The following is a 21,066-nucleotide window of genomic DNA, read 5'->3' as shown; positions in this document are numbered from 1 at the left end:
TACTTGACTGCCAAACTTTGACACGGAAAAGGGACTGTTGCATAATTAAGATTGATATCAAGATATTGCTTTGGTACAGATAAATCTTTTCAATATCTTGTATAATGGACTTAAAGTGCAACAGCCCCTTGTTTTTCTGATTTTTTATAAAATTACGCAGGCCTCTATCTTTCGGCTAACGCTTGCCGCAGCCTTGTGATGATATTCGCGGCCCGCTTAATTTTCCGATAAACGGCTGGGCTTATTCGGCCTCTTCCCCATCTGTTTCAATCAGGCCGTAACCGGTATTCTTTCTTTTATAAACTACATTGATATCATTGGTATAGCGGTTACGGAAAACATAAAAATCATGTCCCAGCAAATCCATCTGCAAGCAGGCCTCCTCCGGATCCATCGGCTTCACGCTGATTTTTTTCGTCCGCTCAATATTGATGGCATCCTCAGGCTCAGCGCTGATTTGCTCAAAATAATCAATTTTTAATTCCTTGGCCTGACGATGACCGTCAACCAATTTTTTCCGGTGCTTAACCATTTGCCGCTCCAGCTTATCAACCGCATTATCCAGGGCAATATACATGGTTTCGCCGCGCTCTTCGGCTCGAATCACCGACCCACGGATTGGAATCGTTACTTCAATGATACTATCTCTTTTTTCGGTGCTTAATGTTACCTGCACCTTTGTTTCTTCGGAAAAGAACTTATCCAGCTTATTCAGCTTTTCCTCGATTCTCTCCTTTAATCCCTCTTTTACGGTCATGTTCTTACCACTGATAATATACCTCATAACAAACTCCTTTCACCTCTCCGTGTTCCGAGAAAATGTCAGCCTTGCCGCTTGCGCCGGCTTCCCTATTATATAATGTGGTGTCCCCACGATACAGGATTGCTTCAGCTAACGCCTTCGCAATTCTTATATCATTTTAATATTCTCTTTACACACTGAAAATCCTTTTTTCAGATTTAAATTTTAAAAGAACCCCTTCCCGTAATCGGAAAAGAGTTCTTTATTTTTCAGCATATTTCATCGAAACCAAGCCAGCTTATTTATGCTTCCGTTTTCTGGCTGCTTCTGACTTTTTCTTGCGGCGAACGCTCGGCTTCTCATAATGCTCGCGTTTACGCAACTCCTGCATGATACCGGCCTTGGCGCAGTTTCTCTTAAAACGACGCAATGCGCTGTCCAAGCTCTCGTTTTCTTTGACTTTTACAGTTGACACCTTTTACACCCCCTCCGGTTACGATTTATGCTTGGCCGCTTGGTAAAACTCCGGCAAACCCAAAGCATTCCCTTACGACTTCAAAAAGCTCTGCGCTGTTACTCAGCTCAAGAAAGCTTTGCAACTCTGATGGATACGGCAAATTTGCCGCCCGTCAAGCCTCGAAACAAAACTCTACAAAAAAGCTTTTTTTCAAGCACTTTGTTTATTATATCGCATGAAGCGGTATTTCGTCAACTACTTATTTTAAAAAATTGCAGCCATGAGATAAGCCGCTGATAATCCATTGAAATATCAAGGAATTGTGCCTGTAAATACAAGCCCCCGCAATCTCAAAGGCTGCAAGTTCGGCTCATCAGCCTTGCTCATCTACAGCAATTACAAACATGGAGGATTAGCCCTTGGCAATCTCTACATTCAGCTTACGGCCTTTGATCCGCTTATTCTGCAAAGAGTTCAGCACTTTTTTGGCGCTTTCCTTGCTGACATCGACAAAGGAAAACTTATCATACATATCAATCGTACCGATATGTGCCGCATCAATACCGGCTTCGCCGACAATCGCACCGACCACATCACCAACTGATACCTTGTGCTTCTTGCCGGCCGACAGGAACAACCGAACCTGCTCGGCTACCGCTTTCCCCTTTCTTTTGCCCCGCTCGAAAAATACTTCTTCCGGTTTTCCTTTCCGCTTACCGTGCTTACTCCGTTCCTCAAACGGCCGCTCCCGGCGCTCACTGCCGGCCGGCTTTTCCGCCCGCTCTCTTTTTCGCTCTGCACCTCCGTCTTTGCTGCGTTCGCGTTCCTTTCCCCGCTCCCGGCCGCGTTCCGGCACAGAGCGCTCCCGTTTGGGCGCGTCAAAACGATAGTCATTGACATCTCTTTCCTCGTCCGCTGCCTCAACGGCCAGTGTTTGCCTCAAAAGCGCAGCTGCTATCTGCTTGGCCGAATAGCCCTTGGCCTGTAACTTTTCCACCATTTCTTCATAATCATACAAAAGCTCGGTTTCCATGTTACTTAGCAGGTTTTCGGTAAAGCGGGTAATTTGCTTCTCCCGCACTTCAACTCTGGAAGGAATCTCCATCCGCTCAATCTTTTTTTGAATATAAATCTCCACGTTACGGAAGCGAATCCGGTCAGGACGCGTCACAATCGTAATCGACTCGCCCGCCTTGCCTGCCCGGCCGGAACGACCAATCCGGTGAACATAGTATTCTTCCTTATCCGGTACGTCATAATTGACTACCAGATCAACATTTTGAATGTCCAGCCCTCTGGCCGCGACATCGGTGCAGACCAAAATATGCAAAATACCCTTATTGAACTTTTCCAGCACGCCCATGCGCAGTTCCTGCTTTAAATCACCATGAATCTTATCGCCCCAAAAGCCTCTTTCCTGCAAAGCATCGGTGATCTCATCAACCATTTTTTTCGTATTGCAGAATACCATGCACCGCTCCGGCGATTTATCATCCAAAATCCGAAACAGCGCCTCCGGCTTTAATTCCTTTTTCACCGCGCAGTAGCTTTGCAGCACCGTATCGGTAGTAATGCCGCTGGCCTCGATTTTGACCTCGCCCGGTTCTTTCAAATATTTGCCGGCCAGTTCAATAATTTCTGCCGGCATAGTGGCCGAAAAGAGCAGTTTTTGCACCTCTGCCGGAACTGCCGTCAAAATGAACTCAATATCCTCACGAAATCCCATTTTCAGCATTTCATCCGCCTCATCCAGGATAACGGTATGTACTTCGCTAAAGCGCAGGGTTTTCCGCTCCATATGATCCATAATCCGCCCCGGCGTGCCGACAATCACCTGCACGCCTTTTTTCAGCGCCATAATCTGCTTATAAATCGGCTCGCCGCCATAAACCGGCAAAACCTTAATATTATGGGAAAAGCTAAGCAGCTTTCGAATTTCTCCGGCTACCTGCACGGCCAATTCTCTGGTCGGGCATAAAATCAAAACCTGAGGTCTTGATAAATTCTCGTCAATTTTATCCAACACCGGAATAGAAAAAGCTGCCGTCTTGCCGGTACCGGTCTGCGACCGGGCAATGACATCACCGCCGCCCGCAATCATGGGAATAACGGCTTCCTGAATCGGTGTCGCTTCCTCATATCCCATTTCCTTAATTGCTCTTAACAGTTTCGGATTCGTTACCAATTCATGAAATTTCATAGCTTGCCCCATTATTATTCTCCGTCCTCAGCCGTCAGGGATAAATGAATATCCCGCGACGGCATAACCGTTGAAATCGCATGCTTAAAAATAAGCTGCTGCTTGCCGTCCGCCTCTAAAATCACAATATAATTGTCAAAGCCTTTGACATAGCCTTTCATTTGAAAGCCATTTGTCAAATAAAGCACAACTGAAATTTTTTCCTTCCTGACCTGATTTAAAAATATATCCTGTAAATTAACCGTTTTATTCATAGTTTTTCTCTCTTTCTTTTAGTCTATCTATTAATAACTGCATAATCTCTCTTTATTTTATCACATATTTGCTGATAGTCAAATGTATAATTGTTTAAATCAATCCATTCTACATTTTTTTCCCGCTTAAACCAAGTAATCTGCCGTTTGGCAAAATGGCGGGTTCCTTTTTTAAGTTCCTCGGCCGCCTTTTCCAAGCTCCACTCGCCGGATAAGTAATTTAAAATTTCCTTATAACCAAGGCCCTGCATTGCCGTCATTTCCCGGCGGCAGCCCCGGTCATACAGCTTCTGCACTTCCTCAATCAGCCCGCCGGCCAGCATCGCATCCACTCTTTGCTCAATCCTTTGATACAGCATCGCCCGATCCATGGTAAGAACATAAAATAACTCCTGATAGCTGCTTTCTTTCTGACTTTCCCTTTGGTTGTGCAGGCTGATTTTCTCACCGGTCAGGTCATAATACTCCAGCGCCCGTAAAATCCGCTTGTGGTTATTGGCGTGAATTTTAGACGTTGATTCCGGGTCAATCCGCTTTAGCTCTTCGTATAAATATTCATACCCCCTGTCAGCTGCGATTTCTTCCCATTTTTCCCTGACCTGTGTCGGTCCGCTTTCCTCAAAGGCAATATCATAGAGCAGCGCCTGAATATAAAAACCCGTTCCGCCGACTAAGATCGGAATCTTCCCGGCCGCCGTAATTTCAGCGATTGCCTCCTTGGCTGCTTTTTGAAACTCCCAAACGCTGAAACTCTCCTCCGGTTCGCGAATATCCAGCAAATAGTGCTTCACTGCTGCCTGCTCCTCGGCACTGGCTTTGGCCGAGCCAATATCCATGCCGCGGTAAACCTGCATTGAGTCAGCGGAAATAATACTTCCGTTTAATTGTTTGGCCAGCATCACTGCCAGCTTGGTCTTACCGGTCGCCGTCGGCCCGGCAATAATAATCAATGGTTGTTTTGCCATAATCTCTCCGCTTTCTGTTACAGGATTCGTTTAAACTTCCGGTCCAGCTCGTACCTCGTCATTTTAATCAGAGTCGGCCGCCCATGCGGGCAATGATAGGGATTTTTCAAGGTTAAAAGTTCGCTGATTAAGCCCTCGTATTCCTGCCGGCTCAAACGGTCATTGCCCTTGACCGCCGCTTTACAGGCCATTGTCGCCAGCTCATGGTCAATGGTTTCGGCATTTAGCTTAAAGTTTTTTTCTTCCATTTGATCGAGCAAATAAATGAAGTTCTCTTTTTTCATAGCCTGATTGAATAAATACGGCACACCGCTGATTTTAATTGCCCCCGCACCGAACGGCTCTGTTTCAAAGCCGAGCCGATCAAAAAAGGGCTGCGCCGCCAAAAAGTTTTGCATTTCTCCGGCACTGACTTCAATCACCAGCGGTTCAAGCAGCTGCTGCGTATGAATATCACTCTCGTTAAAGCGCTTAACAAACCGCTCATACAGCACCTTTTCATGAGCCGCATGCTGGTCGATAATGTATAAAGCGCCCTGAAACTCAATCAGCCAATAAGTATCAAACAACTGACCAATCACCTTGTGGCTTTTGACACTGCTCAAATCAATGAACTCCTGAGTCGCCTCCGGCCCGGAAAGCGTCATTTGGTTTCCCCTTGAAGGCAGGTCGGCGCGCTGCTCGGCCGGTATAACCACCGGTTGGGTGGAATACTCCGAAAATTCAGGCACAAAGCTTCCTGCCGGCTCACGGATAAAAGCGCCCGCTTCATTCGGTGCTTCCGGTTTTCCTTCCGCCGGCACCGGAAATGCTTCTCTGCCAAAATCCGGTGCATTGCTCTGATTTGGCGCAAAATCTGTCCTAGTTTCTTCCGCTTTCAGCCGATTGATTTCAAACGGCTCCGCTCGGTTATAGGCCGCTTTTTGCGCCTGATCCGGTTGAAAATGCGGCGCCGGCCGGTCCTCCAGCCGAACCGCCGGAATAACTTCTTTTTCCGCAAATGCCTGCGCTACTGCCCGCCGTACTGCTTCTTTAACCAAATAGCCGTTTTCGAACCGCACCTCGGCTTTTTGCGGATGAACATTGACATCCAGCTTGTCCGGCTCAACTTCAATTTCCAAAACCGCAAACGGAAACTGATGCTGCATCACATAGCCAAATGCGCCCTCTTCAATGCCCTCCTGAATCCATTTGCTTTTCACATAGCGGCCGTTAACAAAATAAATCTCATAACTGCGGTTGCCCCGGTTTAATTCCGGCGTACCGACAAAACCATTGATTGTAACGCCCTTTTCTGAATATTGGACTTCCTTTAATTTTTTGGCTGTTTCGGCACCGAAAATATACAGAATCGCCGCCCGCAAATCACCGTCGCCGTTTGTTTGCAGCCTGACCTTGCCGTCGGTAATCAGCTTAAAGGCAATCTGGCGATAGGCCAATGAAATCCGCTGCATAAACTCAATCACATAAGAGCCTTCCGTTTTTTCCGACTTTAAAAACTTTTTACGAGCCGGCGTATTAAAGAAAAGCTCCTTAATCAGCAGTGTTGTTCCTTTCGGGGCACCGATTTCCTCAAACGCCGTTTCGCTGACTCCTTCCTGAACCAGCCGCACACCGGTCAGCGCCTCTTCGGTTTTGGTAATAATTTCGCTGACCGAGACCCCGGCAATCGCCGCCAAAGCCTCACCCCGAAAGCCGAGACTTTCAATCGCATACAAATCTTCAATTTTTTGGAGTTTGCTGGTAAAATGCCGGCGGAAAGCCATTCTGACCTGTTCCTTATCAATCCCGCTGCCATTATCGGTCACGCGAATCAGCTTCAGCCCGCCTTCTCTGATTTCCACAGTAATAGCCGTGGCTCCCGCATCAATCGCGTTTTCTACCAGCTCTTTAACCACCGACAGCGGGCGCTCCACCACCTCGCCGGCCGCAATCTGATTAACCGTCAGCGCGTCTAATTCTCGAATTTGCTTGCTCATTGCTTCCCTTTCTATTCGCCGCTTTTTACCGGCTTTGCTTACCCGGCTGCCTCTAACTTTGTCCTTTGATTCTGCCGCTTGGTGTTAGCCTTTTTAAGACTTTCCGCCTGTTTTCCGCTGCTTAGCCCATAACTACCGGATTGCCGTTTTTTTCTATTGCTTACCCGTCCAGCCGCTTCAGCGCTTCTTGCTGATAGGGCTTAAAAGCCGACGGCAAAGATAACTCCTGCCGAATCATCCGGCTGTCTGCCCAGACTGCTGCTTGCCCGGTCAATTCAAAGGACTGCCCAGCCGCCGCTATAACCGCCGGTCCGTCCGCACTCGCATGATAATCTCCGCCCGTTTCCGCCACCAAATCCGGCTCCGGCAAATAAATCCAATATGCCGTCATATCCCATTCCAAATGGCTGAAAATATGCCTTGCGGGCGGCAGCGCTTCTATTTCCGCAGTTACCGCCGCCAGTACCGAAAATTCCTCGGCTAACTGTTCCCGAATCTCTTCCTGACTGCAATGACCCGATAATCCCGGAAATTCCCATAATCCCGCCAGCACACCTTTGTTTCCGCGCCGGCAGAGCCTGACCGCTTCCCCCCGCTGAATAATTAAAATCGTTCTCGCCTCAATTTTCCGGCTTTTCTTTTCTTTTTTTAAGGGATAGCGCATCACTTCTCCGGCCGCCTTCGCCCGGCAAAAATGAGCCGCCGGACACTCTCCGCATAACGGCCGGCCGTTCGGCAGACAAATCAGCGCACCGATATCCATCACCGCTTGGTTAAAATCACCGGCACGATTTTCCGGCAAATACACAGAAATCCTAGCCCGCAGTTCATTTTTGGCCGCTTGCCGGCTAAAGTCCTCTTCCCTCGCCCAAATCCGGCTAAACACCCGAATCAGGTTCCCGTCTAATGCCACCTCCGGCTGGCCAAAGGCAATCGCCGCAATCGCCGCCGCCGTATATTCACCGATTCCCGCTAATTGCAGCAACTCCGCTTTGGTTTCCGGCAAGCGCCCGTTATACTCTGCCATAATCTGACCGGCAGCTTTTTTTAAATTACGCGCCCGGGAATAATAACCCAGCCCTTCCCACAACTTAAGCAGCCGGTCTTCCTCACAGGCCGCCAAGGCTTTAATATCCGGAAGTTCAGCCACAAAGCGGGTAAAATAATCTTTTACCGCCTCCACTCTGGTTTGCTGGAGCATAATCTCCGACAGCCAGATATAATAGGGATTGCCGGTATCCCGCCACGGCAGCTTTCGCTTATGCCGGTCATAATGCGTCAAAATCGCAGCGGTTAAATCCTGTTCCTGCTCTTTTCCTGTCATCTTTTTTGTCCTTTTATCGGCCTTGCGCCTTTTAACCTTTGCTTCCAGCACCAAATGCAGCTTATCGGCAATGGAAATGAATATCTAAACCTTCCCCCACGGAAAGCTTCGCCGTTTTGAATTATTATCTAAACCGAGGGATCTCGCCATTTTGATAGGGGTTATAATTATCGATATCGCAGCCGAATTCTTTTAAGCTTTTGATTTTGTTGTCTTTCGTCCACTCAATCAGGGTCATACCGTCAAACTCATCTACCCTGCTATCATTCATCTCGGCTTTAAAATACCATTCCACTACGGTTTGATTTTCGCCGTGAAAATATTGTCTGATATCCCACTCCACTACCTTCCCTCGGGTATTCCATTCAGTAAACCAATGCTTTACCGTCCGCCGATCTTCATATTTCGGACCCCAGCTTTCCGTATAAATGGTATCTTCAGTAAAAATATCGTCTATTCCCAAATCTTTTTGTTGCAGCCACATATCAAACCACAAGTTGATGATTTTTTCCCGTTCTTTCATTAGGCATCCTCCGTTTGTGTTTTATCATTATACCACAAACTCAGCGTGAGTGCGAGAAAATCCTTACGGATTTTCTCTCCGCATCAGCGCTCATATAGTCTGTTCGGAAAAATGCTTTCACTCACGCAAATAGATAGTTATGCCTGATACTTCCCGTGAAAGTAAACTTTCCGGTCGTATCAGGCATAACTATCTGCTTGTCTTTCTTTTATTCCCCGATATGGCTGGCGCCCAGAAAAAAGCGGTAAAGCAAAGAACTTGCTTTGATTTGAATATCTCTCATGCTTTAGGCTGATTATATCAAATCAATTTACAAAAGTCGTCCGCTGATTGTGGAATTTGGTTAAATACTTATTATGAAACGATTAGAAAATAATTAGAAAGTTCAAAATAGCGCTGTACTCATTACCGGCTCCCCTTCAGGTATGCACTTGCAATTCGTTTGCGGTAAATTGCAAATACCAGCATTAAGCATCACTGCCTCTTGCCTGAACGATAAATAAAGAGGAAACCTGAAAGCAGATTTCCTCTTTAAAGCTCAAATATATAATAAGTCGAAGTGGCGGGATTCGAACCCACGACCTCTGCGTCCCGAACGCAGCGCTCTACCAAGCTGAGCCACACTTCGATTGTCAGCTGATTTCTCAGCGACAAGTAGCATTATATAAAAGTTTGACCAATTTGTCAACCCATTTTTTCATTTTCTTTAAAAAATTTGAATTACCAGCTCATACTGTTCCGGATAAAGCTCAAAACCGCCGCTTTTCTTTTCCCCGGGCATCATGCTTTGTCCTTCCTGCCAAACCACCTTGGCAAAATACTGCGGATTGATAACCGCTTTTTCCGTCAATCGGTACTTTCCCGCCGCCAGCCGGATTTCTCCGCTGAAAGCATCGGCCAGCAAATCCTGTTCAAAGACAATGCCCTCTGCATTTTGCAGTGTCAGCTTACCGCTGTCTATCAATCCTGCCAGCTGCCCGCCCTTGCGAAATGTTAGATAAACCCGCTCATTTTCATGAACTGCAAACTCCTCTTCGTTTTCCACGAGAATGGGCGCTTCGGCTTTCTCTTTTTCCTTTTGCCTAAGAACTTCCCCATAAAAATCCTGCTCAATTTTAACCGTCCGCAGATTGGGCTTTTGGAAATGAAGCACCAGCCACCAAATGCTAAGGCCAAGCAATAGCATACTGACCGATAAAAAAAGATATCTGACCACATTCCGATTCATCAGCTTTTCACCTCCAATTTTTGACTCAAAAAATAAATGGCCGTATAAAGCAGGGCTGAGGCCGCGTAAACTCCGGCTAAATAATGATACAAAAAGCAACCGGTCAGTACTAAAATATTAATATTAGCCACAAAAGTCACCAGGAATAAAGCAAGTGCCAGTAATATCGCCCCGACTGTAATCTGCCAGCCGTATCGCCCGCCGAGCACACAGAAAAAAGCAATCAGCAGCATCAGCAGCAAACTGCAGCCCATCCCCAACAGCAGCATCGCCGCCAGCACGCCGGGCTTAGCCATCCAATTAATGGTCAGCCACGGAAGAAGGTTGAGTGCCCCTCTGGTATCCGCGTTTAAGGTAATCCCGACCAGCACCAGCAAGCCACTCACCAGCCCCCCGATCAGCAAATTAAGCCATATCGCCTTGGACCACAGTTTAAAGATTTTCTTGCGTTCCCAGCCGAAGGAAGTCATCATATAAAACGCAGATAAAATCCCCGAGCCGAAAGCCGTGCCCAAAAATATGAATGTAAAAAATATCATCTGTACTAAAGTTTGAAATATCGCAACTTTTAATCCTTTTCTTCCCAGCAGGCTAAATATCGGGCCGTAAATTATGGTATAAATCGCCGTCACGCTTAAAAACACTTTTAATTTCATAATCTTGAATAAAATCTTAAATTGTGCCGCTAAACTCATATTCTCTCCTTCCGGGTCAGCATTTTAATCATCAAAGTCTGCAAATCCATGCTCTGCAGCTCACCGCCGCCGGCTAAAATTTGTTCCCGCTGCTGCTCGCTTAACCGCCCGTAAACATAATAAGTGCTGCGCCGCCCCAGACTCTCCCGATCCAGCACCTTGCAGCTTTCCTCCACTACCCCGGCCAGCACCGCATCGGCGGAAATAATAAAGCTCTGCTCTTTCAAAGTTTCTACTTCTTCATTTAAAAGTAACCGGCCTTTATCAAGGATAACCGCCCGTTCAAAATAGCCTTCAATCTCCTTAATCATATGGCTGGAGATGACCACCGTTTTTTCGCCGTCAAAATAATGATGTCGCAAAAAGTCATACAGCACTTCCCGGTTAATCGGGTCAAGCCCGATATATGGCTCATCCAGCAGCAAAAGCTGCGGATCAGCTGCCAGTGCCAGCACTAAGCTGGTCATCGTCTGCATCCCGGCCGAGGCGCTGTGATAATATTTTTTGGTATTCAACTCAAAACGCTCAATTAATTCTCCAGCGTATTCCTCATTCCAATTCGGACAAGACAACGCTGCAATTTTCAAAATATCTTTTATTTTATAGGAAAAATATTTAATACTGTACGCCCGGCCAAAAGAAATTTCCGTCTTTTCCTTTATCCAATCGCTGTTGACGGCAACTTCTCCTTCGGTCGGAAAAAGCAATCGACCGATCAACTTCAGCAGAGTGGTTTTGCCGGCGCCGTTACGGCCAATCAGACCGTATACCTTTCCTTTTTCCAGCTTCAGGTTAATATGATCCAGCGCCATTGTTTCTTCAAACTGCTTCGTCAATTCTTTGATTTCTAAAATACAGGACTGATCCATGTTATCACTTCCTTCCTTCTCCGCTTTTTTCAATCAGCGCAATAACTTCCGCTTTGCTAAATCCCAGTTTTTGCGCTTCTTCCAATAATTTAATGATAAAATCCTGCATAAACGCTTCCCGGCGGCTTAGAATAATCCGGTCAGCCGCGCCCAGGCTGATAAACATGCCAATTCCTCTTTTTTTGTACAAAATATTTTCATTGGTCAGCAGCTCCAGCCCTTTTCTGGCCGTCGCCGGGTTGATCTTGTAATGATCGGCCAGCTGATTCATTGACGGCGCTTGACTTTCTTCCTTTAATTCTCCGTTTAGTATCATATCTTCGATTTCATTGGCGATCTGCTGATAAATCGGGATCGTCAACTTTTCATCAATCAAAACAACTCCTCCTTTCATAAGTCATACACCTCTTATCTCTTTCTTTCCCTTGCCGGAACATTCAGACTGCGCAAACTGCATATTTCCGAAATATCCGGCAAGTACGGAAAACTGAGTTATGCGTTAAACATAATTTTTTCGCTCTTAAAGGCCTTCGCCGTAGCCAGCACCAACAGAGCAATGCTGATTAGCGAAACCACGCAGGTCAGCAGGAGCTGGGACAATGTCAACTCAAAGTTCAGTGCCGACTTCAAAGCGAAAATATTGCCGGCTACCGGAATGGCAAAGACATAAAGTCCGGGCTTTCCGAAAGAAAACATAGCTGCAAATGCTCCCATCATGACCACCATATAAGCCGGCGTAACATATGTACTTGCTTCTTTGACCGTGCGGGAAAGGACCGATATCAGGCAAATCATCCCGACAAAAATCCCCACTTCCAACAGAAGAATAACAGATATTTGCAGATAATCCGTCATACCATACATCAGGTTGGTTGGCATAGTGCCGGAAATAGCCGCTAATTTTGGAAATGCGGCCACCAGCGCTATCACTGAGGTCAAGGTGCTGATAATCGCCAATATCCCTAAACTGATCATTTTGCCCAAGGCAATCGTATTGCGGCTGACCGGTGTCAACAGGAGCGCCGCCATCGTCCCTCTCTCCTTCTCCCCGGCAATCGTTTCCAAGCCAATGCCCATAGCGCTGGCAAAAAGCATAATCGACAGCATCATCGGCAAAAGCTGAGCGATACCAAAACCGGAAGATTTCTTTTCATTTTTAATCTCATATTCCTGCGGCTTATTTTTAAAGTCTTCGTTGGTGGTAAAGGCTCTAATCTTTTTTAAATCACCAAATCTTTCCTGAAGCAAAGCATCCTGATAATTTTTCAGCAGCGAAGTTTGCAGCTGCTGATTGGCTGTAGCTGAATAATCCTCGGTCGGATTGTAATAAATATGAATGTCCGGTGTCGTCTCCCGCTCATAAGCCGTCATCTTTTCGCCAAAGTCAGCCGGGAACTCAACAATTGCCTCCACTTCACCGCTTCTGACCATTTCTTTGAGTTCGGCACTGATTTGCGTATCATAGCTAAGGTCATACTTTTCTTTTTCCTCATAGCCCGCCCAAAAGTTCTGAAAAGATTCGGGTGCGCGGACAACGGCCACTCTGGCCTGATGCTCCTTAATCTCATTAATGCGGTTGCTGGCCAAAATACCCATTAAATTATAAATCAAAAAAATGCTGAGCGCCGGTAATAAAAATACCGAAAATACCATCCTCCGGTCCGAAAAAATCCGTTTTAATTCTTTATCGATAATTGTTTTTAACATTTTATTTATCTTCCTTTCCGTGGGTCACATACATTTTGAAAAAAGCATCCTCTAAATCATCACTTTGCCAACGTTCCAGTATTTCCGGAATTGTTCCGTCCTCAATCTTTTTGCCCTGAATAATGATTGCCACCCGGTCACAAATCTTTTCCGCCACTCCCATAATGTGTGTGGAAATAATGATCGTCTTGCCCCGGGTCCGCAGTTCCTGCAAATAGTCCGTCACCGCTCTGGCAGTAATGATATCCAGTCCATTGGTCGGCTCATCAAAAATAATCAGTTCCGGATCGTGGATGATGCATACGGCAATCGCCAGCTTTTGCTTCATGCCGGTTGACAGCTCCTCAATCTTTTTGTCCTTATATTCATTAATTTGAAAGTAAGTAAATAACTCCTGCTTCCGCTTTTCAATCTGTTCCTTGCTCATACCGCGCAGTCGGCCGAAAAACTCAAACATATATTCCGCGGTAAAATGCTCATCTAATTTGATTTCATTGGTTAAAAAACCAATCATACTTCTGACTTTATCCGGTTCCTTGACCACATTGATACCGTCGACGGTAATTTCTCCCTCGGTCGGAACCAGGAGTGTTGCTACGCTGCGCAGCGTTGTGGTCTTGCCGGCTCCATTCGGCCCGAGCAAACCAAAAATCTCACCCTTCTGGGCCTGAAAGCTAATATGATTAGCCGCTATTTTGTTGTGCTCGTCCGTCCGCATTTCTTTTCTCTGCTTTTGGCTGAGCTTATATATTTTGGTAAAATCTTTTACTTCTAACATCATTTTCTCCTTCCTGATGCCGCTTCCCCACTGAGAACGCATGCTGTTTCAGTATCGGAACCGGCTTTAATTATTCTCATGGTTTACTTGTTATTTCGTTAAGTGGTTAATTACTTGTGTAACTAACTATATACCATATAATGAAAATTGTCAACCCCTTTTTTTAAAAAAAATTTTATTTCCGGTTCGGCAGGCAGATTACAAATGTCTTGCCGGAGCCATTACTTTTTTTGAGGGATTTTAATTTTTTTCTTGCTATTTAGCGCTTTTTTTGATATTATATAGAAGTTATGTAGATTGAGAGCAAGGAGGTGGGAAAATGGCAAGATGTGCGATCACCGGAAAAACTACGGCATTCGGAAATAAGGTAAGCCATGCCGTCAATAAATCAAGACGTAAATGGAAATCAAATTTGCAGAAGGTTCGGGTTAAGATTGATGGACAAGTCAAGAGAATGTATGTTTCAACTAAGGCATTGCGTTCCGGCTTAGTAGAAAGAGTATAAGCCGCCGGGCAATTAAAGCGGATTTGGCGTTCAGGCAAAAACTGCCTTGGCAGGGAATCAAAAAAAGCGGGCTTCTTGTGTCGGTTTTCAAGCATTAGATTTTAGGCTATGCTTAACCGCGCAAGATATTCCCGCTTTTTTGTTTGCCGGCCTTACTGTACCGGCAGATATAAAATTCCTCTTTCTTCCTGACTCAGTGTTCGAAAATCTTTTGGCTCAAAGATACTCTTCTCTCCATACTGGCGAAAAACTCCGTAATAATAGGCATCGGATTCATTCTCCGCGTTTAATTCAATATAAATCGTATCTTCACCAGGCAGCTCGCCTGACATCCAAAGCAGCTTGGTTTCCGCCCCGGATCTGACCAAAGCCGCATTTTTCTTGCTCCACTCAAAGCTCAAACCATCCCACAAAGGCAAAAGTAAATATGTCTTTTTCTTACCTCCGGACGATTCCAAAAACTTCTTAACAATCTTGACATTGGCCAGCTCCTCCGCACTCGGATCAGCCAGCACAACCGCCGGAAAATCGCCGCCGTAAGCGTTGCGCTGCAGCAGCGTTGTCCGGTTCGTCGTCAGGCAATACAGCCGCCAATAGGATTCCCCGTATCCATCCTCTAAAAAAACAAGTAAATTGAGGAGCTTATCTTCATCCAAAACAATCGCCAACCGGCCTTCCGCATAAAAGTTCCGTAAGGTTTCTATTTCTTTTTCCGCATAAGGCAGATAGCTGTCCTGCATTCGGCCATTTTGAACGGCTACTGCCCGCCAATACGCTTTCCGCTCACCGGCAAAAATTTCTCCGGCTGCCTGCCAGTCCATACCCGCTGTCTGCAAAAGCTGATCAACCGTCAGTTTTTCTCCGGTGCCGATGTCAAAATTGTAAGCCGAAAAATAGGTCTCGGCTTCCGTCCCGTTTTCTGCTTGAATGAGAACTGACAATATATTTTCTTTAACCCATGACTGGTATGTTATCCGCATTTTCCCGGCTTTGCCGCTGTTTTTCGTAATTTCCTGAAGCTCTGCTCTGATTTCCCGATTCGCTGCGGCAGCGGCTTCTGACCCCAGCAAAAAAACCGGCGCAATCCAGTTCTTATTGCCGTTTAAATAAACGGACCGGATATATTTTTTTTCTTTTTGCTCTCCGTCTGCCTGTTCCGGCCGAAATTCCGTCTCCGTAACCGGTGTGCTGTCTATTTCCGTTCCGATTTGCTCCTGCGCTTTCAGGCTCCGCTCCCGCATAACCGGATCCGCCGCTTTTGATTCCGCTGCTGCGGTGCTCCCCTTGAAATCCGAAGCCTCAGCCTTCTTCTCCTGAACGCAGCCGGCCAGCAAAGGCAGTAAAAACAGACACAGCCAAAAAAAGCCCTTACTCTGCCTCAGCAAAGTTCTCTTCTTTTCGCCCTTTCGGCTGATCTTCCGCATTTCTTTTCCTTTCCGCTTCTTTCGCCTGTCAATAATACCTCAGCTTTCTCTTTTTCAGACAAGCTGCCAAAAGCGCAGCATTTCACCGGACAAAAGCTGAATAAAATATCCATATTTTTATCATAGCTTTTTTCTGGTGGCTTGTCAATGGCGGGCGGCGATTCCTAATCCGGCTTTAATCGAATCCTAATCCTGTGCCTTTAAAAAACTTTGCTTCCATAAAAGAATCCGGCGGACAGAGGCGTCAATTTGGGCTGACGGAATCCGGCCGGAACGGACTGCTTCAATAACTGCCGGCACCTGTACTTCAAAGGAAGTGGCGCACAGCATGTCATTTCCGGCCAATACCGCCAAAATCGCTGCTTCTTCCTCCGTCATCAGCTTTTTAACAGCATCCATCATCAAATCGTCGGTTATAACCACTCCTTTAAAGGCTAAATCCTTGCGCAAAAGCTGATGCACCGGCGCCGATAAAGAAGCCGGCATCCGGTCATCCACCGCTGTCATCACATTATGCGATACTAAAACCGCTCCGGCACCATTTTTAATTCCGGCCAAGAACGGCAAAAAATCACGGGTTTTAAAGGTTTCCAGCGGACGCTGATCATAGGCAAACTCGGTATGGGTATCAATATTATTGCCATAGCCCGGAAAATGTTTCAGCACCGACCCCATTTTTCCTTCATTCATCACCGCCACCACGCGCCCCGCATATTCCTGAACCACCTGGGGATCCGTACTGACCGCCCGGTCATAGATAAAATCCGTTTCTTTTTCCGGAATATCGCAAACCGGTGCCATATTGAGGTTAATCCCCAAGGACTTCAACAGTTCGGCTTTCTCGGCAGTATCGTTTTTAATCCGGTCCCAGCCGCCGTTTTGGTATAAAAACTGCGGGGAAGCAAACGGCGTCAGCCGCAGTGCCGGATTTCGGCTGACCCGATTAACCACGCCGCCCTCCTCGTCAACTGCAATCCACAGCGGAACAGCAGCCGCTTTCTGATAAGAGGCAATCACCGCAATCACTTCTTCCTTGCTTTTATCCTTAAAATCTCGGCCAAATAAAAGATAACCGCCCAAATGATATTTTTTTAACGATTCGGCTGCTCCAGTTTCTGGACATCTGGCCAGAAACATTTGTCCCACCTTTTGTTCCAAACTCATTCCGGCTAAAAGCGTTTCAATATCCGCCAATGCCAAATTGGGGTCAGATGAAAGCGATTCATCCGGAGGAGTTTGCTCCGGTGTCTTTTTCGTTTCCTGAACCGGTGTTTGTGCCTTATTATCCGCCTGTTTTTGCTTCGTACTCCTCAAATCCTCTTTTTTCGGCATCGGTGTAAACGGCTCATCGGCAATCATTTTCCCGCAGGCGCTGATTAGCAGGCATAAAAGCAGCAAACCGGCCGTTTTTATCATTTTCTTTTTTTTCATAGCTTTTCACCATTTTCCCTAACTGAATTTTTCTATGCTCAACTTTGCCCTATCGAAAGGCTTCCCCTTTTTGACCAAATCCGGCAATCGCATTTCGCTCCTAGCACACCAACAAAAACGCCAAAGCCTTCCCGCGACAAATTGCAGCCTAATCATCCAAATCCGCCGGATAGCGAATTCCGGTTTGCCTTCTGGCTGCTTCGACAATTTCCATAACCGCCAGGCTTTGGTCAAAACTCTGCACCGGCGATTCGGTTTGTCCATTCTGTATTAAACGAATAAATTCGGCAATTTCATAAGTCATGTGATCGGCCTGCTGCCGCGACCGGTCAAAACTTTGTCCGTTCTTAATCAAAGTGATTTTATCCGGCCGGGAAACTTTATCCATTTGCAGCCGTCCCTGCTCGCCCTGAATCTCAGCCGGCAGAGCCGAATCGGATATCTTGGAATAAAAAATAACCGCTTCCATTTCCCCATAATTTAAAAGCAGACTCCCCTCACCGTCAACCCCCGTCGGCAGCATAACGGCATTGGCCCTTACTTCTTTCGGCCGGCCAAATAGGGCTATCAAAGGCTGAATACAGTATACTCCCAAATCCATCAACGCACCGTTAGAAAACTCCGGCTGAAAAGTATTTGGCCTTTCCCCTTGCAAATAGCGGTCATACCGGGAAGAATACTGACAAAACTGCGCCATATAGCGCCGCACCCGTCCGATTTCCGGCAGGGCATCTTTCACCGCCTGAAAATTAGGCAAAAATAAGGTTTTCATTGCTTCCATTAACAAAACGCCGTTTTCCCGAGCCGCCTGAAACATGGCCTCCGCCTCCCTGACATTGGAAGCCAGCGGCTTTTCACATAACACATGTTTGCCCTGCTGCATGCACAGGATTGCCTGCGATGCGTGAAACGAATTGGGACTGGCAATATATACCGCGTCCACCTCCTGGCTTTGCGCCATCGCCGCCAAGTCCGTGAACCAATGCGTCGCTCCGTGCCGGCCGGCATACTCCCGCGCTCGTTCTTCCGTCCTGGAATATACTGCCGTCAGCTGAAAATCCTGTACCTGCCGGCCGCAGCGAATCAATTCATCGGTAATAAAGTTTGTTCCCACTACGCCAAATCGAACCATCTCGTTCTCCTTTCCCCGCAAACCGCCGTTTCATAAAATAACCGGCAGCGCGGCAACTCCCCTGCCTAACCGCCTGTTTATCGATTTTCCTCTTTATTTTACCCGAAAGCGCTTTACGACGCAAGTACAATCACCGAAATTCAGTTCAAACTATTGCCAATCCGAGCTTTGCCGACAGATTATTGCCTTTTCTTCCTTAATTGATTCTATATTTTTGCAGCCAAATCATAACTCTTTTGTATAATAGTATCTTTCGCCGGTATAGGGGTATTCTTTCAATGCAAACACTTCTTTATAACCGTGCTTTTTATAAAAAACCGGTGCCTGAAAATTAAAAGTATTCACAAATGAATATTTACACTTCCTTTCTTCGGCCTCCTTTTCTGCCCTGTTTAAAATTTTCGAACCTATTCCTTGTCTCCGCAAATCCTCTCTCACATACAAATATTCAATCTCAAGCCAATTTCCAAAAGTTTCCGCTGCCACACCGGCTATTAGATTTCCTTGTTCATCTTCCACATAGATATTAAGAGGTTCCTTTTTCGACGGTTCTCTCTTTGATTTATTATATGCTCTGATCAAATCTCCCAGTTCTTGTGTTCTTTTTGATTCTATATTTTCCAATCTTAATTTCATTGGTACCTCCATTCAACCACAAGGCTGTCGTCCCTAATGTTCTGGCAAGCTCTCCCCGCGTATCCACCTAACTGTCTGCCTCTATCGTTCAGGCAAGCTGCACCGATAATTCGCTTGCTGCGAATTATCGGTGTATGCGTTCCGCAAATAGATATTTATCCATGCTACGACAATTGAGAGCACGCTCTCCCTTGTCGTAGCACGTCTAAATATCTGCTTGCCAGAACTGGAAACAAAGAAGCCGGTTCGGATAGGGGTTTCACTATCAGAACCGGCTTATACTTTTCTTTTTTAGAGCGCCGCTTTGGCTGTTTCTACCAGCGAAGCAAAGCCCTGGCTGTCGTTTACTGCCATCTCAGCCAACATTTTTCTATTCATTTCAATTCCGGCCAACTTCAAGCCATGCATAAACTTGGAGTAGCTCAGACCGCCGATTCTGGCAGCGGCGTTAATCCGGGCAATCCATAATTGACGGAAATCCCGCTTCCTCATTTTCCGGCCGGCGTAAGCGTATACGCCTGCTTTCATTACCGCTTGTTTCGCGGTTCTAAATTGGCGGCTTCTGGCGCCATAATAGCCCTTGGCTAACTTCATTATTCTCTTGCGTCTTTTTCTGGTGTGCATTGCACCTTTTACTCTTGCCATTCTGATTTCCTCCTATAAGTATGGTAATAATCTCTTCAATTCTTTTTGATCGGCTTCCGAAACAACAACGTTCTTTCTCAGATTACGCTTTCTTTTCGGGCTCTTTTTTTCCAGAATATGGCTGGTAAAAGCTTGGCTTCTCTTGAACTTGCCGGTTCCCGTCTTCTTAAATCTTTTTGCTGCACCACTATGTGTTTTAATCTTAGGCATAATGATAACCTCCTTTTTTCTGCAATTTACTTTGTCTTCTTGGGCATCAAAACCATCACCATATTCTTGCCTTCAAGCTTCGGCTGGCTTTCGATGTCAGCAATTTCCTCTAATTTTGCAAAGCAATCTGTTAATATCTCTCTGCCAAATTCAGTATGTGCCATTTCGCGTCCACGGAAACGAACAACTACCTTTACTTTGTCGCCATTATTTAAGAACTTGGTCGCCATATTCATTTTGGTATTGATGTCATGATCTTCAATGTTTGGTGACAGGCGAATTTCTTTGACGCTGATCACGGTTTGCTTCTTACGGTTTTCCTTTTCCCGCTTAGCCTGTTCATAGCGGTATTTACCGTAATCAATGATTTTGCATACAGGCGGAACCGCTTTCGGAGCGATCTTAATTAAGTCCAAATTAGCTTCTCTGGCTAACATTTGGGCTTCTTTCGAGGACATAATTCCTAACTGCGCTCCATCCGCGCCGATAACTCTTACTTCCTTATCCCTGATTTGTTCGTTAATGATGTGTTCGCTAATGGTAAGCACCTCCTGTTTTGATTTGATTTTTCCCGCAAAAAAAGAGGATATTTCTATCCTCTCATATGCTCACAAAAACTTCCTTAATAAAATAAGGAAACCGGAATCTATGAACCCAAGCGCGCCTTTACCCTTAGGTGAGAGGAATATCTCTGCTTCTTGCTTTTTGTATCTTATCAGATTCGTTTCGGTTTGTCAAGCAATTTTTTCGTCAACCGATTTTAACAATTTCCTCTATTTCTTCTCCCGCTGTTTCTATCAATTTGTCTATCAACTCTCCCAGCTGTGGAATATCGCTACTTTTTAACAGGATAGAACCACCTCTGTCTTTATTCCGCAACTGAATATCATAGCCGTAATACTTGCCTTTAACAAATAAGGAATTAACCAGGAACGGCTCAATGGCTGCTATTTCACTGAAAAAAAGTGTTTTTTCTTTCTTATTTCGACGCAGAACAAGCCCATGTTCATACAGGCGCACTTCGCTCCATAAATCCAACTCCGTCGGCAAAATCAAACCGGCTCCCTTCGCCGTATAGAGCAAACTGCCAAGAACATCTGCCGGCAGCCGGCCGGAGCGAAAAGCAATAGACTTCAAAGTATATTTCGGCCCTTGGGGCGGATTTAGCATCTTACGCAGAAAAAAGAAACCCAAGCCCAACAATAAGACTCCATATAAAAGTTTTATTTCTATTGATTCCATTTTTTTAGCCATTCCTCCCCAAAAATCAATTCACGCTAAAAACCTTACGTAGAAAAGCCCGACTCAAAATCACTGGTTTCTTGCCACTTGCGTTTTCCCCGCAACATTAGCAATTTTTCG

23 protein-coding genes and 1 tRNA gene are annotated in these 21,066 nt (G+C 45.9%); 1 reads left to right on the top strand and 23 read right to left on the bottom strand.

The window, feature by feature from the left end; translation table 11 throughout:
* Positions 1-241 precede the first annotated feature (241 nt).
* The 15 genes from raiA to C3V36_08440 form a co-directional block, all read right to left on the bottom strand.
* On the bottom strand, positions 242-784 hold the full coding sequence (raiA, locus tag C3V36_08510) for a ribosome-associated translation inhibitor RaiA (protein ID AVM69279.1): 543 nt from the start codon (positions 782-784) through the stop codon (positions 242-244).
* A gap of 256 nt (positions 785-1,040) precedes the next feature.
* Complete coding sequence (locus C3V36_08505) at positions 1,041-1,217, bottom strand: 30S ribosomal protein S21 (protein ID AVM69278.1); 177 nt, start codon at positions 1,215-1,217, stop codon at positions 1,041-1,043.
* Positions 1,218-1,611: 394 nt separating this feature from the next.
* Positions 1,612-3,411 (bottom strand): hypothetical protein, encoded by a 1,800-nt coding sequence (locus C3V36_08500; GenBank protein AVM69277.1) that lies wholly within the window; start codon positions 3,409-3,411, stop codon positions 1,612-1,614.
* Between the two features lie 2 nt (positions 3,412-3,413).
* On the bottom strand, positions 3,414-3,653 hold the full coding sequence (locus tag C3V36_08495) for an RNA chaperone Hfq (protein ID AVM69276.1): 240 nt from the start codon (positions 3,651-3,653) through the stop codon (positions 3,414-3,416).
* A 23-nt stretch (positions 3,654-3,676) separates the two neighbouring features.
* Positions 3,677-4,618, bottom strand: coding sequence for a tRNA (adenosine(37)-N6)-dimethylallyltransferase MiaA (locus C3V36_08490; protein ID AVM69275.1), 942 nt, complete (start codon positions 4,616-4,618; stop codon positions 3,677-3,679).
* A gap of 17 nt (positions 4,619-4,635) precedes the next feature.
* Positions 4,636-6,597 carry a DNA mismatch repair protein MutL gene (locus C3V36_08485; GenBank protein ID AVM69274.1) on the bottom strand — a complete coding sequence of 654 codons (1,962 nt, stop codon included), beginning with the start codon at positions 6,595-6,597 and terminating at the stop codon, positions 4,636-4,638.
* A 160-nt stretch (positions 6,598-6,757) separates the two neighbouring features.
* Positions 6,758-7,975, bottom strand: coding sequence for an A/G-specific adenine glycosylase (gene mutY, locus C3V36_08480; GenBank protein AVM69273.1), 1,218 nt, complete (start codon positions 7,973-7,975; stop codon positions 6,758-6,760).
* 70 nt (positions 7,976-8,045) lie between these two features.
* On the bottom strand, positions 8,046-8,444 hold the full coding sequence (locus C3V36_08475) for a conjugal transfer protein (GenBank protein ID AVM69272.1): 399 nt from the start codon (positions 8,442-8,444) through the stop codon (positions 8,046-8,048).
* A 554-nt stretch (positions 8,445-8,998) separates the two neighbouring features.
* A tRNA-Pro gene (locus C3V36_08470) sits at positions 8,999-9,072 on the bottom strand.
* Positions 9,073-9,150: 78 nt separating this feature from the next.
* Positions 9,151-9,672 carry a hypothetical protein gene (locus tag C3V36_08465; protein AVM69271.1) on the bottom strand — a complete coding sequence of 174 codons (522 nt, stop codon included), beginning with the start codon at positions 9,670-9,672 and terminating at the stop codon, positions 9,151-9,153.
* Complete coding sequence (locus C3V36_08460) at positions 9,672-10,367, bottom strand: hypothetical protein (GenBank protein ID AVM69270.1); 696 nt, start codon at positions 10,365-10,367, stop codon at positions 9,672-9,674. The genes C3V36_08465 and C3V36_08460 overlap by 1 nt, the downstream gene beginning before the upstream one ends.
* On the bottom strand, positions 10,364-11,236 hold the full coding sequence (locus C3V36_08455; protein ID AVM69269.1) for a hypothetical protein: 873 nt from the start codon (positions 11,234-11,236) through the stop codon (positions 10,364-10,366). The genes C3V36_08460 and C3V36_08455 overlap by 4 nt, the downstream gene beginning before the upstream one ends.
* Before the next feature lie 4 nt (positions 11,237-11,240).
* The gene (locus C3V36_08450; GenBank protein ID AVM69268.1) at positions 11,241-11,630 is read right to left on the bottom strand and encodes a GntR family transcriptional regulator; all 390 of its coding nucleotides are present in this window, start codon (positions 11,628-11,630) and stop codon (positions 11,241-11,243) included.
* A 98-nt stretch (positions 11,631-11,728) separates the two neighbouring features.
* Positions 11,729-12,943, bottom strand: coding sequence for a hypothetical protein (locus C3V36_08445; GenBank protein ID AVM69267.1), 1,215 nt, complete (start codon positions 12,941-12,943; stop codon positions 11,729-11,731).
* 1 nt (position 12,944) lies between these two features.
* Complete coding sequence (locus tag C3V36_08440; protein AVM69266.1) at positions 12,945-13,721, bottom strand: ABC transporter ATP-binding protein; 777 nt, start codon at positions 13,719-13,721, stop codon at positions 12,945-12,947.
* Between the two features lie 319 nt (positions 13,722-14,040).
* Between C3V36_08440 and C3V36_08435 the strand changes: the two genes are divergently transcribed.
* Positions 14,041-14,226, top strand: coding sequence for a 50S ribosomal protein L28 (locus C3V36_08435; protein ID AVM69265.1), 186 nt, complete (start codon positions 14,041-14,043; stop codon positions 14,224-14,226).
* A gap of 152 nt (positions 14,227-14,378) precedes the next feature.
* Here the strand turns inward: C3V36_08435 and C3V36_08430 are convergent, their stop codons facing one another.
* From C3V36_08430 to C3V36_08395, 8 genes are all read right to left on the bottom strand, one after another.
* The gene (locus tag C3V36_08430) at positions 14,379-15,650 is read right to left on the bottom strand and encodes a hypothetical protein (GenBank protein ID AVM69264.1); all 1,272 of its coding nucleotides are present in this window, start codon (positions 15,648-15,650) and stop codon (positions 14,379-14,381) included.
* Positions 15,651-15,836: 186 nt separating this feature from the next.
* Positions 15,837-17,081: a beta-hexosaminidase gene (locus C3V36_08425; protein AVM69263.1), complete on the bottom strand. Its 1,245-nt coding sequence runs from the start codon at positions 17,079-17,081 to the stop codon at positions 15,837-15,839.
* Between the two features lie 148 nt (positions 17,082-17,229).
* Complete coding sequence (locus C3V36_08420; GenBank protein AVM69262.1) at positions 17,230-18,213, bottom strand: oxidoreductase; 984 nt, start codon at positions 18,211-18,213, stop codon at positions 17,230-17,232.
* A gap of 225 nt (positions 18,214-18,438) precedes the next feature.
* On the bottom strand, positions 18,439-18,849 hold the full coding sequence (locus C3V36_08415) for a GNAT family N-acetyltransferase (protein AVM69261.1): 411 nt from the start codon (positions 18,847-18,849) through the stop codon (positions 18,439-18,441).
* A 291-nt stretch (positions 18,850-19,140) separates the two neighbouring features.
* Positions 19,141-19,494: a 50S ribosomal protein L20 gene (locus tag C3V36_08410; protein ID AVM69260.1), complete on the bottom strand. Its 354-nt coding sequence runs from the start codon at positions 19,492-19,494 to the stop codon at positions 19,141-19,143.
* Positions 19,495-19,506: 12 nt separating this feature from the next.
* Positions 19,507-19,704 (bottom strand): 50S ribosomal protein L35, encoded by a 198-nt coding sequence (locus C3V36_08405; protein AVM69259.1) that lies wholly within the window; start codon positions 19,702-19,704, stop codon positions 19,507-19,509.
* A 26-nt stretch (positions 19,705-19,730) separates the two neighbouring features.
* Entirely contained in the window at positions 19,731-20,231 is a 501-nt protein-coding gene (locus C3V36_08400) for a translation initiation factor IF-3 (GenBank protein ID AVM70488.1), read from the bottom strand.
* Positions 20,232-20,454: 223 nt separating this feature from the next.
* Positions 20,455-20,946, bottom strand: coding sequence for a hypothetical protein (locus C3V36_08395; protein ID AVM70487.1), 492 nt, complete (start codon positions 20,944-20,946; stop codon positions 20,455-20,457).
* Positions 20,947-21,066 lie beyond the last annotated feature (120 nt).

It is taken from the genome of Lachnospiraceae bacterium oral taxon 500 (genome assembly GCA_002999035.1).
Classification (GTDB): domain Bacteria; phylum Bacillota; class Clostridia; order Lachnospirales; family Vallitaleaceae; genus W11650.
Note: the sequence above shows the minus strand (reverse complement) of the source record. Positions and strands in the feature narration are given on the sequence as shown.

What these genes read in the sequence shown, in the direction of transcription:
- C3V36_08455 (AVM69269.1), bottom strand. Translation starts at nt 11,236, where the DNA reads ATGGATCAGTCCTGTATTTTAGAAATCAAAGAATTGACGAAGCAGTTT.
- C3V36_08450 (AVM69268.1), bottom strand. Translation starts at nt 11,630, where the DNA reads ATGAAAGGAGGAGTTGTTTTGATTGATGAAAAGTTGACGATCCCGATT.
- C3V36_08495 (AVM69276.1), bottom strand. Translation starts at nt 3,653, where the DNA reads ATGAATAAAACGGTTAATTTACAGGATATATTTTTAAATCAGGTCAGG.
- C3V36_08490 (AVM69275.1), bottom strand. Translation starts at nt 4,618, where the DNA reads ATGGCAAAACAACCATTGATTATTATTGCCGGGCCGACGGCGACCGGT.
- C3V36_08435 (AVM69265.1), top strand. Translation starts at nt 14,041, where the DNA reads ATGGCAAGATGTGCGATCACCGGAAAAACTACGGCATTCGGAAATAAG.
- C3V36_08405 (AVM69259.1), bottom strand. Translation starts at nt 19,704, where the DNA reads ATGCCTAAGATTAAAACACATAGTGGTGCAGCAAAAAGATTTAAGAAG.
- C3V36_08500 (AVM69277.1), bottom strand. Translation starts at nt 3,411, where the DNA reads ATGGGGCAAGCTATGAAATTTCATGAATTGGTAACGAATCCGAAACTG.
- C3V36_08410 (AVM69260.1), bottom strand. Translation starts at nt 19,494, where the DNA reads ATGGCAAGAGTAAAAGGTGCAATGCACACCAGAAAAAGACGCAAGAGA.
- C3V36_08465 (AVM69271.1), bottom strand. Translation starts at nt 9,672, where the DNA reads ATGAATCGGAATGTGGTCAGATATCTTTTTTTATCGGTCAGTATGCTA.
- C3V36_08430 (AVM69264.1), bottom strand. Translation starts at nt 15,650, where the DNA reads ATGCGGAAGATCAGCCGAAAGGGCGAAAAGAAGAGAACTTTGCTGAGG.
- C3V36_08485 (AVM69274.1), bottom strand. Translation starts at nt 6,597, where the DNA reads ATGAGCAAGCAAATTCGAGAATTAGACGCGCTGACGGTTAATCAGATT.
- C3V36_08395 (AVM70487.1), bottom strand. Translation starts at nt 20,946, where the DNA reads ATGGAATCAATAGAAATAAAACTTTTATATGGAGTCTTATTGTTGGGC.
- C3V36_08440 (AVM69266.1), bottom strand. Translation starts at nt 13,721, where the DNA reads ATGTTAGAAGTAAAAGATTTTACCAAAATATATAAGCTCAGCCAAAAG.
- C3V36_08460 (AVM69270.1), bottom strand. Translation starts at nt 10,367, where the DNA reads ATGAGTTTAGCGGCACAATTTAAGATTTTATTCAAGATTATGAAATTA.
- C3V36_08420 (AVM69262.1), bottom strand. Translation starts at nt 18,213, where the DNA reads ATGGTTCGATTTGGCGTAGTGGGAACAAACTTTATTACCGATGAATTG.
- C3V36_08475 (AVM69272.1), bottom strand. Translation starts at nt 8,444, where the DNA reads ATGAAAGAACGGGAAAAAATCATCAACTTGTGGTTTGATATGTGGCTG.
- C3V36_08415 (AVM69261.1), bottom strand. Translation starts at nt 18,849, where the DNA reads ATGAAATTAAGATTGGAAAATATAGAATCAAAAAGAACACAAGAACTG.
- C3V36_08445 (AVM69267.1), bottom strand. Translation starts at nt 12,943, where the DNA reads ATGTTAAAAACAATTATCGATAAAGAATTAAAACGGATTTTTTCGGAC.
- raiA (AVM69279.1), bottom strand. Translation starts at nt 784, where the DNA reads ATGAGGTATATTATCAGTGGTAAGAACATGACCGTAAAAGAGGGATTA.
- C3V36_08425 (AVM69263.1), bottom strand. Translation starts at nt 17,081, where the DNA reads ATGAAAAAAAAGAAAATGATAAAAACGGCCGGTTTGCTGCTTTTATGC.